We start from the raw sequence: 15,226 nt of genomic DNA, 5'->3' as shown, positions 1-15,226 counted from the left end.
CCATGAATCAACCCAACAAGGAACGCTTTAAAACAAGTGTGGGCGGGCAGGCACTGATGGAAGGCATCATGATGCGGGGCCCCAAGAAGATCTGCTGCGCCGTGCGCAAGCCGGACGGCACCATTGAGACCAAGCTGGAAGATACCCCTACCCACGGCATCTGGACAAAAATTCCTCTCGTGCGGGGCGCCATCTCGATGGTCGAGAGCCTCATCATGGGCTACCGCTACATGATGTACTCGGCACAGGTGAGCATGGGCGACGACTATGACGCCGAGGCCGAGGAATCCGCCTTTGAAAAATGGGTGGGCGACCATCTGGGCAAAAAGGCCGAGGACATTCTGCTGGCGGCGGCTGCCGTGGTGGGCGGCCTGTTTGCCATCCTGCTCTTTACCGTGCTGCCCACGGTGCTGGTAGGCGGGCTGAATCATCTGGTGCCGCTGGGCCGCTGGGGCAAAGTCATCCTCGAAGCGGTGCTCAAGGTGGGCATCTTTTTGACGTACATGGGAGCCATCTCCAAGATGAAAGAGATCCACCGGGTGTTTGAGTACCACGGGGCTGAGCACAAGACCATCGCCTGCTATGAGGCGGGCGACCCGCTCACTGTGGAGAATGTGCGCAAGTACACCCGGTTCCACCCCCGCTGCGGCACCAGTTTCTTGATCCTGGTGGTCATCGTCAGCGTGTTTCTGTACAGTGTGCTGCCCTGGTCCAGCACCGGGCTGCGGGTGGTGTTCAAGCTGCTGCTCCTGCCGGTGGTTATGGGCATCAGCTATGAGCTGCTCAAGTGGTGCGGCCGCTCGGACAACATCGCCACCCGGATCATCCGACAGCCGGGTATCTGGGTGCAGCACCTGACCGTGTTTGAGCCGGACGACAGCATGATCGAAGTGGCCATTGCAGCCGTGACGCCCGTTCTGCCCGAGAACCCGGAGGACGGCAAATGGTAAACGCGGGAATGCAGCCCCGGGAGGCCCTGCGGGAGGTGGAAGCCCGCCTGACCGCCGCAGGCTGCCCGGATGCGGATTTTGACGCCGGGGAGCTGTTCCGGCTGGTGACAGGGCAGGACGCACGGCTGGCGGACAGGCCCCTGACCGCGGAACAAGCCGCAAAGCTGGAAGCCCTGACGGCCCGGCGGGCGACCCGGGAGCCGCTGCAATACCTTTGCGGCAGCTGGCCGTTCCTGGATTTTGAGCTGGCGGTGGGCCCCGGCGTGCTCTGCCCCCGGGCCGACACGGAGGTAGTGGCGGAAGCTGCCGCTCAGATGCTGGCAGGGGTACAAGCGCCCAAAGTGCTGGACCTCTGTGCCGGCACCGGCTGTCTGGGGCTGGGGGTCAAACGCTTCTGCCCGGAAGCGGACGTCACCTGCGTGGAAAAGAGCCCGGAGGCGTTCCGATACTTAAAGAAGAATGCCGTCTCGGCGCTGAAACAGGGGATGGTGCGGGCCGTGGAGGGGGACTTGTTCCACTACTGGCAGGGCCTGCCGGAGGGGGAGCTGGACCTCATCGTTTCCAACCCGCCCTACCTGACCGCCGCCGAGATGCAGCAATTGCAGCCCGAGGTGGCCCGGGAACCGGCCATGGCGTTGGAAGCCGGGGAGGACGGGCTGGTATTTTACCGCGCCCTTGCGGAACACTACCAGAACGCCCTGCGGCCCGGCGGAGCGCTGGCGCTGGAGATCGGCTGGCAGCAGCGGGAAGCGGTAACTGCCCTGCTGGCGGCAAACGGCTGGGTGGACATCGCCTGCCGTAAAGACTACGGCGGCAACGACCGGTGCATTCTGGCCCGGAGATCGTACCCATAAAATTGCAAAAATAGAACAACTTCTTGTTGTAATATCCTGGATTTGTGGTATACTAAGAGAGAAATGAGAAGAAGCGCCCGTGTCCGACGGGCTTTGAGAGCAAAGGAGCAAATCTATGGCGAAAAATCAGAACACCGCGGTCGCTTCGGCCACCCAGAAGATCGAGCCGGGCGCAAAGAAAGACGCGCTGGCCACTGCCCTGGCCCAGATCGAAAAGCAGTTTGGCAAGGGCGCCATCATGAAGCTGGGCGACAACACCGCCATGCAGGTGGATGCCATCTCCACGGGCAGCCTGGGCCTGGACCTGGCGCTGGGCGTGGGCGGTGTGCCCCGCGGTCGTATCATCGAGGTGTTTGGACCGGAATCCAGTGGTAAGACCACGCTGGCCCTCCACATCCTGGCCGAAGCCCAGAAAAAGGGCGGCGAAGTGGCCTTTATCGACGTCGAGCACGCACTGGACCCGGCCTATGCCGAGGCACTGGGCGTGAACATCAACGAGCTGCTGGTCAGCCAGCCGGATACCGGCGAGCAGGCCATGGAGATCTGTGAGGCACTGGTGCGCTCCGGTGCCATCGACGCCATTGTGGTGGATTCGGTGGCCGCTATGGTCCCCCGTGCCGAGATCGAGGGCGAGATGGGCGACAGCCATGTGGGCCTGCAGGCCCGCCTGATGAGCCAGGCCATGCGTAAGCTGACCAGCGTCATCGGCAAGACCAACACGGTTTGCGTCTTCATCAACCAGCTGCGTGAAAAAGTGGGCATCGTCTACGGCAACCCCGAAGTCACCACGGGCGGCCGCGCGCTGAAATATTATTCCTCTGTCCGGATTGATATCCGCCGTGTGGAGGGCCTGAAAGATTCCTCCGGCCAGTTCATCGGCAACCACACCCGCGCCAAGATCGTCAAGAACAAGGTGGCCCCTCCGTTCCGTGAGGCCGAGTTCGACATCATGTTCGGCGAGGGAATCTCCAAGATGAGCGAGCTGATCGATGTGGGTGTCAAGCTGGGCATCGTGCAGAAGAGCGGCGCATGGTTCAACTATGGCGACATCCGCCTGGGCCAGGGCCGCGACAACGCAAAGCAGTTCCTCAAGGACAACCCTGAGATCGCCAACGACATCGAGGGCCAGATCCGTGCCAATGCCGATAAGCTCTATGCCACCCGCCGCCCGGTGAGCAAACCGGCCCCTGCCGCTGCTCCCGCCGAAAAGGCTGGCGAAGCCGCACCGGCCAAGGAGCCGGTGGTCAAGGCTCCCACCCGCAGCAGCGAGAGTGAGCTGGATATCATGGTGGAAGACTGATGTCTTTTGGCTATCAAAAGCGCCGCCCGCTGACGGAGGAGGAAAAATCCTCCGATATAGCCAAGGCCCGTGCCCGGGCACTGGAAACGCTGGCCGCGCAGGAAGTCTCCTCCGGCCAGCTGTATGAGCGGCTCTGCCGCCGCTTTACCGAGCAGGTCGCCGCCGAGGTGGTGGCCGAGATGGTCCAGCGGGAGTATGTCAACGACGAACGCTACGCGGAGGCCCGGGCCCACAGCCTGCTGGCCGCCCGCAAGAGCCGCCGGGCCGCGGCCCGGAACCTGCGCCAGAAAGGCCTGAGCGCCCAGCAGGTAGCAGCAGCGCTGGAGGCGGTCTACGCCCCGGATGAAGAGGGGGAGAACCCGGAGCTTTCTGCTGCCGTGGCGCTGGTGGAGAGCCGCTACCGCCCGAAGCTTGCCATGGGCCGGCGCGACTTGGTCGTGGCGGCCCTGCAGCGGCGCGGTTTTGCGTATGCGGTCGTGAAAGAAGCCATCAAGAGAGTAGAAGAAGAATAACCCCCAACTAGGAAAGAGAGTATTATCCCCTATGAAAATTGCGTGTATTTCCCTTGGCTGCCCCAAAAACCAGGTCGATCTGGACGGCATGGTGCATATCCTGCTGTCGGCGGGCCACGAGACGGTGGCTGACCTGGGCGAGGCCGATGTGATCCTGGTCAACACCTGCGGCTTCATTGAGAGCGCCAAGACCGAAGCCATCGAGAATATCCTCGAGGCCTGTTCCTACAAGCAGGCAAACCCCAACCTGAAAGTCATTGTGACCGGCTGCCTGGCGGAGCGCTACCGCAGCCAGATCGAGGAGGAAATCCCTGAGGTGGACGCCGTGGTGGGCTGTGCCTCCAACAAGGCCATTGATTCCATCGTGGCACGGCTTTTCAACGGTGAGGATCATCTGGAAAGCTACGGCCTGAAGAAAGATTTCCCGCTTGGCGGCAAGCGCGTCATCGGCACGCCTGCCCACTATGCGTACTTAAAGATCGCCGAGGGCTGCAACAACCGCTGCCACTACTGCGCCATCCCCGCCATCCGCGGCCCGCTGCGCAGCCGTGACATGGCCGACTGTGTGGCCGAGGCCCGCTGGCTGGCCGGTGAGGGCGTGAAAGAACTCATCATCGTGGCCCAGGACCCCACTGCCTACGGCGAGGACTGGGGCAAGCCGGGCAGCATCTGTGAGCTGCTGGACAAGCTGAACAAGATCAACGGCATTGAGTGGATCCGCATTATGTACGCTTACCCGGAGCGGATCACCGATGACTTCATCGCCGCCATGAAGCGGAATGAGAAAGTACTGCCCTACCTCGACCTGCCCATCCAGCACTGCAACGATGTCATCCTCAAGAACATGAACCGCCGCTCCAACCGGGCAGAGCTGCTGGAGGTCATTGGAAAACTGCGCCGCGAGATCCCCGGCATCACCCTGCGCACCACCCTGATCGCGGGCTTCCCCGGCGAGACCGAGGAGCAGTTTGAGGATCTGTGCAACTTCGTCAAAGAGGTCCGCTTCGACCGTCTGGGCTGCTTTGCCTACTCGGCAGAGGAGAACACCGTGGCCGCCAGGATGGAGAACCAGATCGAGCAGGAGGTCAAGGAGCGCCGGGCCGAGCTGGTCATGCAGATCCAGACCGGCATCATGGCCCAGAAGCAGGCCGAGAAAGTGGGCCAGACCGTCCATGTCCTCTGCGATGGCATCGACGAGGAAAACGGCCTCTACCTCTGCCGCACGGCAGGCGATGCCCCCGAGGTGGACGGCAATGTCTGCGTCTCCAGCGAGGAACCATTGTATCCGGGCGAGTTTTATGATATCCTTGTAGAGGACAGTGATCTTTACGATCTGTATGGCACTGTCGTAAAATAATGAATTGGAGGATTTTTTATGAATCTGCCCAACAAACTGACCCTGACCCGCATTATTCTGGTCCCGGTTTTCATGATCTTTGTCTCGCTGAGTCAGTACATGACCCCGAGCTATAATCCGCGGTGGTATCTCATTGCAGGCATCATTTTTGCGGTGGCCAGCTTCACCGATTACCTGGACGGCCATCTGGCCCGCAAGTGGCACATGGTGACCGACTTTGGCAAGTTTGCCGACCCGCTGGCCGACAAGCTGCTGACCACCGTGGCGTTCCTCTACATGATGCGGGACGGCGTGTGCAGCCCTGTGGTGCTCTGCATCATCCTGGCCCGGGAGTTTGCCGTCTCCGGCCTGCGGATGGTGGCGGCCGGTGCCAAGGACGGCAAGGTGATCGCCGCCAACATGTGGGGCAAGGTGAAGACCGTGCTCCAGATGCTGACCATCATCTTCTATTATTTCAGCGTTTCCCTGACCGGGAATGTACTGGGAGCGGACTGTGCATTCGTTGCCCACTGGCTGTGCTGGCTGGTGGCAGTGGTCACGGCCGTTTCCGGCATCAAGTACCTGTGGGACAACCGCAGCTTCATCAACACGGCAAAATAAGATGAAAGAAAAGCTCTGGGCGTTCTGCCGCAAGCTCATCTCGCTGGCGCTGAACCTTTCCATCCTCTACATGGAAACCATTGCCATGCCCATCAGCTGGGATTATGGCCATGAGCTGGTCTTTACCATGTACACCGAGCTGTCCAATATGTTCAACGTTGCGGTCTGCGCGCTGGTGGCCCTGTGCCAGCTGCTCGATCTTTTCACCGGGCGGGAGCTGCCCCGCTGGGTCAAACAGCTCAAATTCTGGTCCACCAGCTGCCTGACCATGACGTTCCTGACGGTGGTGTTCATTCTGGCCCCCATGTACGAGGACGGCAACGGCTGGTACATCATGCTGTTTACGGGCTCCATGCTCTACCACCACTTCCTCAACCCGGTGGTGGCCATGGTGTCGTTCCTGCTGTTTGAGCGGGAGCCCCGGCTGCCGCTGGCCAGTGTGCCGCTGGCGCTGGTGCCTACCATCGTCTATGGCGTCTACGACCTGTGGGGCAACATCACGGGCCGCATCGACGGGCCCTACCCCTTTATGCGGGTATACGACCAGACCATTCAGGAGAGCCTGATGTGGTTCGCCATCATCCTGGGCACCAACCTCCTGTATGCCTTTGTGCTCTGGTGGCTGGGCGGCAACGGCAAAAAACACCGCAAAAAAGGCCCGAAACTGGAATTTATAGGCTGAAAATTACTCTGTGTAACAAAAAAGCGGGTGCATCGCAAGATGCACTCGCTTTTTGGTTCCGGAAATCAGAGGAGCGGGATACCGGCCTTTTCGCAGGCGGAACGGGTCTCCGCGTCCCAGACGCTGGCCTGGACTTCGCCGATATGGACGCTGCCCAGCAGCAGCATGCACAGGCGGCTCTGGCCGATGCCGCCGCCGATGGTGTAGGGCAGCTCGCCTGCCAGCACTGCCTTGTGGAACGGCAGGGCCCGGCGGTCATCGCAGCCAGCCATGGTCAGCTGCTTGTCCATGCTCTCGGGGCTGACGCGGATACCCATGCTGCTCAGCTCATAGCTGCACTGCAGCGGCTCGTTCCAGAACAGCAGGTCGCCGTTCAGGTCCCAGTCGTCATAGTCGGGGGCACGGCCATCATGGGGCTTGCCGCTCTTGAGCGGGGCACCGATCTTCATGAGAAACGTGGTGCCGTTTTCCTTGACAAATGCGTTCTCCCGCTCTTTCGGGGTCAGGTCCGGGTACTTGTCTTCCAGCTCCTGGGTGGTGATGAACGTGACATTGGGGGTGTGCAGGGGCAGGTCCTGCAGCTGGGGGAACATGGCGTGGAGGTTCATCTCGGTGGCGCAGACAGCGGACACGATGGAGCGGACCACGTTTTTCAGATACGCCTCGGTGCGGTCCTCCTCCCGGATGACCTTTTCCCAGTCCCACTGGTCCACATAGACGGAGTGGAGGTTGTCCAGGTCCTCGTCCCGGCGGATGGCGTTCATATCACAGTACAGGCCCTTGCCCACCCGGAAGCCGTAATCCTTGAGAGCCTTGCGCTTCCACTTTGCCAGCGACTGGACCACCTGTGCTTCAATGCCGCCGTCTTTCATATCGAAGGTGACTTTCCGCTCGACGCCGTTCAGGTCGTCGTTCAGGCCGGTAGAGGCCTCCACAAAGAGCGGCGCGGACACGCGGTAGAGATTCAGCGTGGCGCACAGGGTGTCGGCAAACAGCCGCTTCACCGTGCCAATGGCGCGCTGGGTGTCGTACAGGTTCAGCGCGGGCGTGTAGTTTGCGGGAATGATCGTTTTGCTCATAAGGAACCCCCTCTTTTTGCGCTCCCGGCAGCCGAGTGCCGCCCGGGCAGCAGCTTTCCCTTTAATAAAGTAAATTATGGCACAACTTGCAGACGATGTAAAGGGGAATGGGCGAAAAAACCCTGCCGCCTTGACTTCCGCTTGGCATCCCGCTATAATAAAACTTGTAAAAGAACAAATGCGTTTACCCGGGCAGAGTAGCGCGGCATCCGTCTGTGCAGAGAGAACAGGCCATTGGCTGGGAGCCTGTTTGCAGACCGCTGTGTAAAGTGCGCCCGGGCAGCACGCTGTGGGAAAATGCAGTATCACAGCGCGGCAGGCCGCCGTTACCGGCTTTGAGCGACAAACCGGAGTGGAACCGCGATTGATTGAAAAACCGCCTCCGTTGCTGTACATTGGGTGCAGCAACGGAGGCGGTTGCTTTTTAAGCAGATTCGCACGAGCTGCCCTCTTTGCCAAGGGCTCCCCTGTTCGGGGAGCTGGCAAAGCCGGAGGCTTTGACGGAGAGGCTTCATTGCGGCTCTGGGTTGTCCCACAAAAAGGAGTATGTCATTATGCAGATCTTTAACACCCTGACCCGCCAGAAAGAAGAGTTCGTGCCGCAGGTGCCGGGCGAGTACCGCATCTATGTCTGCGGCCCCACCGTTTACAACTATATCCACATCGGCAATGCCCGCCCGCTGATCGTGTTTGACACCCTGCGCCGCTACCTGGAGTACCGGGGCAACAAGGTCCTCTACGTTTCCAACATTACGGATATCGACGACAAGCTCATCAAAAAGGGCCAGGAAGAGGGCACTTCCATGAAAGAAGTGGCCCAGCGCTTTGAGGCCGAGTACCTCAAGGACGCCGCCGGCCTCAACTGCAAAAAGCCCACCGTCCAGCCCCGCGCCACCGAGCACATCCAGCAGATCCTCGATATCGTCAAGGACCTGATCGACTCCGGCCACGCTTACGTTGCCAAGAACGGCGATGTCTATTTCCGCGTCAAGAGCGACCCCGAGTACGGCAAACTGAGCCACCTGAAGCTGGACGATCTGGAGAGCGGTAACCGGGAGCTGCGCAGCCAGATGGACGATGACCTGAAAGAAGACCCGGCGGACTTTGCCGTCTGGAAAGCAGCCAAGCCCGGTGAGCCTGCCTGGGAGAGCCCCTACGGCATGGGCCGTCCGGGCTGGCACATTGAGTGCAGCGCCATGAGCCGCACCCACCTGGGCAAGACCATTGACCTCCACTGCGGCGGTCAGGACCTGATTTTCCCCCACCACGAGAACGAGATCGCCCAGAGCGAGTGCGCCAACGGCTGCACCTTTGCCCGCTACTGGATGCACAATGGCTTCATCAATGTGGACAACCAGAAGATGTCCAAGAGCCTGCACAACTTCTTTACCGTGCGGGATGTGGCCAACCTCTATGGCTACGAGCCCATCCGTTACTTCATGCTGACGGCCGGCTACCGGATGCCGCTGAACTACACCGTGGACCTCATTGAGAGCTGCAAGAACAGCCTGGAGCGCCTGTACACCTGCCGTGAGAATCTGGATTTTGCCCTGAGCAAGAGCGAGTTCGGTACCGACGAGACCCTGACCGTCAAGGCGGAAGAGGCCCGCAAGAAGTTCTGCACCGCGATGGACGACGACCTGAACACTCCCGATGCACTGGCTGCTGTGTTTGATCTGGTCAAGGAGATCAACACCCTGTCCGCAGCCTCCAGCAAAAAGGCATTGGAAGCTGCTGCCGCTGCCTTTGATGAGATCACCGGTGTGCTGGGCCTGATGTACAACCGCAAAAAGGACGAGGTGCCCGCAGAGGTGACCGAGCTGGTGGAACAGCGTGCTGCCGCCAAGAAAGCCAAGGACTGGGCGACCGCTGACGCCATCCGTGCACGGCTGACCGAGATGGGCTGGGCGGTCAAGGATACCGCGCAGGGCCCGCAGCTGTCCAAACTGTAAGAAAAAGAAGAACCATTTTTCTCTGACCCGCTGGTTTTCCCGCCAGCGGGTCTTTTTGTGGGAAAGACTGGGCAAACCTGCCACAAAGTGGAAAAATAATGGAAAGTCGCGGATTTTGGGAAAATTTGTTTACTTTTGGCGGCAAAGAGGCGTATAATAAAAAATATCTATGGATACAGAGGAGCCCGCGCATGGAATCCGCGGGAGATTGTGAGAACATCAGAATGAAGCGTCTTTTCAAACGAATCACGGCACTGGCCAGCGCCGCGGCACTGACGTTGAGCCTGGCTGCCTGCGGGGGCAGCGCGGTGTCCGGACCGAAGAACCCGGCACCGACGAACGCCAAGCCGGTGAGCATTACGGTATGGACCTACTACAACGGCGACCAGCTGGAAACATTCAGCGAGCTGGTGGATGAGTTCAACGCCACGGTGGGCAAGGAGCAGAACATCACGGTGGAAGCTTCCAGCCAGGGCAGCGTCAACGATCTGGAGACCAATGTGCTGGCCGCAGCCGAGGGCAAGGTGGGGGCTGCAGAGATGCCCAATATCTTCTCCGCTTATGCCGACACCTGCTATGCCGTGGACCAGATGGGCCTTGTGGCGGACCTGAGCGGCTACCTGACCGACGAGGAAAAAGCGGCGTTCCCGGAGAGCTATCTCACCGAGGGCGACTTTGACGACAGCGGCACCATCAAAATTTTCCCGGTGGCAAAATCCACCGAGCTGCTGTTCCTCAATGATACCGATTGGCAGGCCTTTGCGGCGGCCACAGGGGCAACGTATGAGGACCTTTCCACCGTGGAGGGCCTTGTAGCCACCGCCGGAAAATACTACGACTGGACCGACGCTCGGACGGCAGCCCCGGACGACGGCAAGGCGCTGTTTGGCCGCGACGCCATGGCAAACTACATGCTCATTGGTGCCAAGGAGCTGGGCAGCACCCTCTTTACCGTGGAAAACGGCAAGATGACCGTGAACCTGACCGAGGATGTGGCCCGGAAGCGGTGGGAGAACTACTATGTCCCCTTTGTCAAGGGCTGGTTTGCGGGCGAGGGCCGTTTCCGCAGTGACGACATCAAGACCGGCAATGTGCTGGCCTATGTGGGCTCCAACTCCAGCGCCACCTTTTTCCCCAAGCAGGTGCAGGTGAGCGACACCGAGAGCCACGAGATCAGCCTGAAAGTGCTGCCCAACCCCTCGTTTACCGGAAGCAAAGAGGTGGCTGTCCAGCAGGGCGCCGGCATGGTGGTGACCAAGAGCACCCCGGAGGAAGAAGCCGCCTGTGTCACATTCCTCAAGTGGTTCACCCAGCCGGAAAATAACATCCAGTTTGCCGTGGGCTCCGGTTACCTGCCCGTGACCCACGCGGCCGACGACGTGACCGCTATCGAGAACAGCGGCCTGGATCTGACCGACTCCATGAAAGACGTCCTGGCAAACGCCATTGACGCGGTGGAAAACCACGAGCTCTACACCCCCAAGCCCTTTGCGAGCGGCACGGATGCCCGCAAGGTGCTGGAATACAGCATGTCGGACCTGGCCAGCGCGGACCGCGCGGCGGTGGAAGAGCAGATCGCAGCCGGGGTGAGCGCGGCCGAAGCCGAGGCTCTCTACCTGACCGACGAGTATTTTGAGAACTGGTATCAATCGCTCTGCACCAAACTGAGTGCTTACGAGGGCTGATGCCCGATCATGGAGCGGAAAGGAGGGGAAAACAGGGGTGAAAAAAGAGACAACGTATCAAAGGCGGGGCTGCTCGATCTTTTGCAAGATCCTGCGCTCCCTGCTGGTGGTGCTTCTGGCAGAAATGCTGCTGCTGATCTTTGCCATCAGCACCAGCCGGGTGACCAGCCAGCTGAATGAGAACGCCGAGGATATTCTCGACAAGCAGGTGGAGAACCGCGCCAATTACCTGCGCCAGAACCTGATCCAGGCGCAGGACCTCAATGCCATCAGCGGTACCATTGACGGCGTGACGCGGGAACTGGTGGACCAGGGCATCGTGGATCTGAACACGCTGGATACCTCCAGCGAGGAAGCCCTGCCGCTGCTCCAGGCCATTGTCCCGGAGCTGGTGAGCACCCTGCGGACAAAGCCTGTCAATGGCATCTTTGTCATTCTGAGCACTCACGACCTGAACCACCGGGCCGATGACAGCTATCTGCCCGGCCTTTACATCCGCGACCTGGACCCCAGTGCTCTTTCCACCGACCGGAACGCCGACCTGCTGGCAGAACGGGGCCCCGCAACAGCGTTTGCCCCGCTGGGCATCTCCACGGATAAGGGCTGGTCTCCGGCCATGCCATACCAGCCGGGCGGGAAAACCAGCTTTTACAAGGAATCGTTCCAGATCGCCTATGCCTCCAAGAGCAAGCTTTCTGCGGAGGACTATGGCCGCTGGACTCCTGCAACGTTCCGCCTGAAAGGGGACGACCGGGACGCGCTGGCCTATGTGCAGCCCCTCATCCTGGACGACGGCACCGTGTACGGTGTGGTAGGCGTGGAGCTGCTGACCAGCTACCTGACCACCCAGCTGCCCAGCAATGAGCTGCAGAACACGGATCACGGCACCTATCTGCTGGCGACGACCGATGCAGACTTAAAACGGGATGACGTCATCAACGTCCGGACCGCATTCCTCACGGGGGAGGATGCCGACAAGAAGATGCCCCAGACCCTTACGCTGTACCGGGATGGAATGGACTGGAAGTTCTGGCTGGATGGAGAGGAGCAGTACGCGACGCTCCAGCAGCTGGAGCTTTACAGCCGGAACGCACCGTTCTCCGGCGAGGCGTGGCTGCTGATCGGGACCGTGGCCCAAAATGACCTCTATCTGTTCTCCCATTCCGTCCGCAACCTGCTGGTCATGGCGGCGCTCCTGACCGCGGTGGTGGGCCTGGGGTGCAGTGTTGCGGTGGCACGCCAGCTGGCAAAACCGGTGGCGCAGCTCTCCAATGAGCTGGCCCGGGCCCAGAATGACCATGTCAGCGTGCCGGAGTTCTCCCGCACGGGCATCCGGGAGCTGGACCAGTTTGCAAGCGCCATCGTCCAGCTGAGCCGGGAAAACGAGGAGGTGACGGCGCTGGAGCGCCGCCGTATCGAGCACGAGCGCGATTACGATATCCTGACGGGCCTGTACAACCGTCAGGCATTCCAGCGGGTGTGCGAGAGCCTGTTTGCCAAGCCGGAAACGCTGGGCCACGCCGCCCTGCTTATGACCGACCTGGACAACCTGAAAACCATCAACGACACCTATGGCCACGACTGGGGCGACCAGTACCTCCGCCAGACGGGCCGCTGCCTGGCGGCCAGTACCCCGCCGGGCACCCTCGCTGCCCGCCTCTCGGGCGATGAGTTCATGCTGCTGCTCTACGGTTACGACAGCCGGGAGGCCGTGCGGGAAGAGCTGGAAAAGCTGCGCGCGGCCCTGCAGGACAGCGCTTCCATCCTGCCCAGCGGCAGCGAGCTGCACATCAGCATCTCGGGCGGCGTGGCCTGGTACCCGGAGGACAGCACGGATTTCAATACCCTGAAAAAGTACGCTGATTTTGCCATGTATCAGGTCAAGCATTCCCGCAAGGGCGAGATGAAAGAGTTTGACATCGGCATGTACAATCAGGAAGCCTACGCCCTGCAGACCCGCAGCGAGTTTGAGCAGATGCTGCGGGATCAGGCGGTGAGCTACCATTTCCAGCCGATTTTCTCGGCCCGCAATGGCCGGGCCATCGCCTATGAGGCCCTGATGCGGCCGGAGATGCCCACCCTGCGCTCGCCCCTTACCGTGATGAAGCTGGCGCGGGAGCTGAACCGCCTGTACGACATCGAGCACATTACCCTGTTCAAGGCCTCCAGCGCCTTTGAAAAGCTGAAAGAGCGCGGCCTCGTCCGGGAGGACAGCCTGCTCTTTATCAACTCCATTGCCAGTGTCAGCCTGAACGACACCGACTGGCGGGATTACCGCGGCCGTTTCCCGGAACTGGCCCGGAAGCTGGTGGTGGAGATCACCGAGGAAGAAGAGCTGGACCCCGCCCAGCTGGAGCGGAAACGCACCGTGGCCGGAGCTTCCGGCGTCTTTGCGCTGGACGATTACGGCAGCGGCTACAGCAACGGCAGCAGCCTGCTGACCATAGCCCCCCGCTATGTCAAGGTGGATATCTCCATTATCCGCAGCATTGATACCAACACGGACAAGCAGCAGTTCCTCACCAGCCTGGTGGACTACGCGCGGCCCCGGAACATTCTGGTGCTGGCCGAGGGTGTGGAGACCACGGCCGAGCTGCGCAAGGTGCTGGAGCTGGGCGTGGACCTGCTGCAGGGCTACTGTCTGGCCCGCCCGGCAGCAGTCCCGCCGCCGCTGTCCAAGGAAGCCGCGGACATTATCCACCGGATGAAACGATGCTGAACCAGAACGCAAACGCCCCCTGTCTGGATGGACAGAGGGCGTTTGCGTTATATAACAAACAGCACATCCCCGCGCAGGGATGTGCTGTGATCCGATCCGGGTTTAGTGGATCAGCCCTACAAAGAACGGGCAGAGGACGGCAGTGAGGACACCGGCCACGGCGATGGAAAGGCCGCTCATGGCACCCTCCACTTCGCCCATCTGGAGGGCCTTGCTGGTGCCCACGGCATGGGCTGAGGTGCCGATGCCCACGCCCTTGGCGATGGGGTCGGTGATATGGAACCACTTGCAGACGGACTCGGCCAGCAGGTTGCCTGCAATGCCCGTCAGGATCACGATGGCACCCGTCAGGGCTGCAATGCCGCCAAGCTCGGCCGCCACGTCCATGCTGATGGCCGTGGTGACGGATTTGGGCAGGAGGGTGGCGTACTGCTCCCGGGTCAAGCCCAGCGCCAGCGCCAGGGCCAGTGCACTGCCCAGGCTGACCAGCGTGCCCACCGAGATGCCCGCAATGATGGCGGCGGCGTTCTCCTTGAGCAGATCCCACTTTTCATAGAGGGGAATGGCCAGGCTGATGGTGGCAGGCAACAGCAGGTAGTTGACCGGGGAAGCGCTGGCCTTGTAATCCGCATAAGGGATGTTCAGAACGCTGAGCAGGATGATGACAAAGATGCTGCCCAGCAGCAGCGGGTTGAAAATGGCCTTGCCCGTTGCCCTATTGATAAGAGTCCCCAGCGCAAAGGCGGCCAGCGTGAGCAGGACACCCCAGGCGGCCGAGCCGGAAAGAAATCCGTTTAAAAGCTCAGTCATGGGCGGCCTCCTTATTTTTGCGGCGGCTGGTCAGAGCCTGGGTGGTGCGGCCGGCAGAGGCCAGCACCAGCACCGTGACGGGCACGATGGCAATGATGATAGGCAGCAGCATGTTGCCCATCTCTGCCCAGAGCTCCATGACACCGGCCGCGGCGGGAACGAAGAGCAGCGGGAAGATGCCCGTGAGGAACAGGCCCACTTCCTTGACCTGCTCCAGCTTGACGATGCCAAGCCGCAGGGCCAGCAGCAGTAAGATCAGGCCGTAGACGCTGGCCGGGATGGGCAGCGGCAGCACGGCGTGCAGGATCTCACCCAAAAAACAAAACGCGAGGATCCGCGCAAATTGAAACAGATATTTCGTAACAAAATCCCCCTTTGGCGGCCTGAGACGCCGCCCTCTGGTACATGGCCCGCTGCCCGTGCGGCGGCGGTACTGAGATAACAGTATAGCCCAAAAGCACTGGGGGCGCAACGGCAATACTTGCCAAGAATTGTTGAGGATTCGCGGGAAAACTGGATAAAACAAAAAACGGGACGCACCGGTGGTCAAGCGATGTGTCCCGTTTTTGTTTTCTTGCTTTTGCAAAGAGCGCCGTACCAAAAGCACTCTCCGCCGCGCGGAGCATACAGAGCAAACCATAAAGCTGTACGCTTCCAGAAAAAGAGAGAATGGAATGGAGGAATTTGCTTCCTTTTCGGGGGCCCTGCAGGAGGCCTCCGCAGCCT

General features: G+C 60.7%; 13 protein-coding genes. 10 read left to right on the top strand and 3 right to left on the bottom strand.

Annotated features, from left to right (window positions below; genetic code table 11):
* Window positions 1-2 precede the first annotated feature (2 nt).
* The 7 genes from C4N22_RS05980 (at window position 3) to C4N22_RS05950 (ending at window position 6,255) form a co-directional block, all read left to right on the top strand.
* Window positions 3-950, top strand: coding sequence for a DUF1385 domain-containing protein (locus C4N22_RS05980; RefSeq protein ID WP_112115454.1), 948 nt, complete (start codon window positions 3-5; stop codon window positions 948-950).
* Window positions 944-1,804 carry a peptide chain release factor N(5)-glutamine methyltransferase gene (gene prmC / locus C4N22_RS05975; protein ID WP_112148348.1) on the top strand — a complete coding sequence of 287 codons (861 nt, stop codon included), beginning with the start codon at window positions 944-946 and terminating at the stop codon, window positions 1,802-1,804. Before C4N22_RS05980 ends, prmC begins: the two co-directional genes overlap by 7 nt.
* A gap of 115 nt (window positions 1,805-1,919) precedes the next feature.
* Entirely contained in the window at window positions 1,920-3,104 is a 1,185-nt protein-coding gene (recA, locus tag C4N22_RS05970) for a recombinase RecA (protein ID WP_022257054.1), read from the top strand.
* Window positions 3,104-3,616, top strand: a complete 513-nt coding sequence (locus C4N22_RS05965; RefSeq protein WP_112148347.1) for a regulatory protein RecX — start codon at window positions 3,104-3,106, stop codon at window positions 3,614-3,616. The genes recA and C4N22_RS05965 overlap by 1 nt, the downstream gene beginning before the upstream one ends.
* Window positions 3,617-3,647: 31 nt before the next feature.
* Window positions 3,648-4,973 (top strand): 30S ribosomal protein S12 methylthiotransferase RimO, encoded by a 1,326-nt coding sequence (gene rimO / locus C4N22_RS05960; protein ID WP_022257052.1) that lies wholly within the window; start codon window positions 3,648-3,650, stop codon window positions 4,971-4,973.
* Window positions 4,974-4,991: 18 nt separating this feature from the next.
* Entirely contained in the window at window positions 4,992-5,573 is a 582-nt protein-coding gene (gene pgsA, locus C4N22_RS05955; protein ID WP_112115451.1) for a CDP-diacylglycerol--glycerol-3-phosphate 3-phosphatidyltransferase, read from the top strand.
* Between the two features lies 1 nt (window position 5,574).
* The gene (locus C4N22_RS05950; protein ID WP_112115450.1) at window positions 5,575-6,255 is read left to right on the top strand and encodes a hypothetical protein; all 681 of its coding nucleotides are present in this window, start codon (window positions 5,575-5,577) and stop codon (window positions 6,253-6,255) included.
* A 65-nt stretch (window positions 6,256-6,320) separates the two neighbouring features.
* Here C4N22_RS05950 and asnA read toward each other — a convergent pair whose 3' ends face one another.
* A complete protein-coding gene (gene asnA, locus C4N22_RS05945; protein WP_112115449.1) occupies window positions 6,321-7,334 on the bottom strand; it encodes an aspartate--ammonia ligase in 1,014 nt (337 codons plus the stop codon).
* 554 nt (window positions 7,335-7,888) lie between these two features.
* Here asnA and cysS point away from each other — a divergent pair.
* The 3 genes from cysS to C4N22_RS05930 all read left to right on the top strand — a co-directional run bounded on the left by cysS (window position 7,889) and on the right by C4N22_RS05930 (window position 13,690).
* Window positions 7,889-9,286 (top strand): cysteine--tRNA ligase, encoded by a 1,398-nt coding sequence (cysS, locus tag C4N22_RS05940; protein WP_112115448.1) that lies wholly within the window; start codon window positions 7,889-7,891, stop codon window positions 9,284-9,286.
* A gap of 224 nt (window positions 9,287-9,510) precedes the next feature.
* Entirely contained in the window at window positions 9,511-10,971 is a 1,461-nt protein-coding gene (locus tag C4N22_RS05935; protein ID WP_112148560.1) for an extracellular solute-binding protein, read from the top strand.
* Between the two features lie 37 nt (window positions 10,972-11,008).
* Entirely contained in the window at window positions 11,009-13,690 is a 2,682-nt protein-coding gene (locus C4N22_RS05930; protein WP_242980968.1) for a GGDEF domain-containing protein, read from the top strand.
* A 102-nt stretch (window positions 13,691-13,792) separates the two neighbouring features.
* Here the strand turns inward: C4N22_RS05930 and C4N22_RS05925 are convergent, their stop codons facing one another.
* Window positions 13,793-14,500: an LrgB family protein gene (locus C4N22_RS05925; protein WP_112148346.1), complete on the bottom strand. Its 708-nt coding sequence runs from the start codon at window positions 14,498-14,500 to the stop codon at window positions 13,793-13,795.
* Entirely contained in the window at window positions 14,493-14,816 is a 324-nt protein-coding gene (locus tag C4N22_RS05920) for a CidA/LrgA family protein (RefSeq protein ID WP_242980967.1), read from the bottom strand. Before C4N22_RS05920 ends, C4N22_RS05925 begins: the two co-directional genes overlap by 8 nt.
* Window positions 14,817-15,226 lie beyond the last annotated feature (410 nt).

It is taken from the genome of Faecalibacterium prausnitzii (assembly GCF_003287495.1).
GTDB lineage: Bacteria > Bacillota > Clostridia > Oscillospirales > Ruminococcaceae > Faecalibacterium > Faecalibacterium prausnitzii_I.
Note: the sequence above shows the minus strand (reverse complement) of the source record. Positions and strands in the feature narration are given on the sequence as shown.

Excerpts from the sequence above, each read along its gene's own strand:
- C4N22_RS05925 (WP_112148346.1), bottom strand. The coding sequence starts at position 14,500 with ATGACTGAGCTTTTAAACGGATTTCTTTCCGGCTCGGCCGCCTGGGGT.
- recA (WP_022257054.1), top strand. The coding sequence starts at position 1,920 with ATGGCGAAAAATCAGAACACCGCGGTCGCTTCGGCCACCCAGAAGATC.
- asnA (WP_112115449.1), bottom strand. The coding sequence starts at position 7,334 with ATGAGCAAAACGATCATTCCCGCAAACTACACGCCCGCGCTGAACCTG.
- C4N22_RS05965 (WP_112148347.1), top strand. The coding sequence starts at position 3,104 with ATGTCTTTTGGCTATCAAAAGCGCCGCCCGCTGACGGAGGAGGAAAAA.
- cysS (WP_112115448.1), top strand. The coding sequence starts at position 7,889 with ATGCAGATCTTTAACACCCTGACCCGCCAGAAAGAAGAGTTCGTGCCG.
- C4N22_RS05950 (WP_112115450.1), top strand. The coding sequence starts at position 5,575 with ATGAAAGAAAAGCTCTGGGCGTTCTGCCGCAAGCTCATCTCGCTGGCG.
- C4N22_RS05935 (WP_112148560.1), top strand. The coding sequence starts at position 9,511 with ATGAAGCGTCTTTTCAAACGAATCACGGCACTGGCCAGCGCCGCGGCA.
- rimO (WP_022257052.1), top strand. The coding sequence starts at position 3,648 with ATGAAAATTGCGTGTATTTCCCTTGGCTGCCCCAAAAACCAGGTCGAT.
- prmC (WP_112148348.1), top strand. The coding sequence starts at position 944 with ATGGTAAACGCGGGAATGCAGCCCCGGGAGGCCCTGCGGGAGGTGGAA.
- C4N22_RS05980 (WP_112115454.1), top strand. The coding sequence starts at position 3 with ATGAATCAACCCAACAAGGAACGCTTTAAAACAAGTGTGGGCGGGCAG.
- pgsA (WP_112115451.1), top strand. The coding sequence starts at position 4,992 with ATGAATCTGCCCAACAAACTGACCCTGACCCGCATTATTCTGGTCCCG.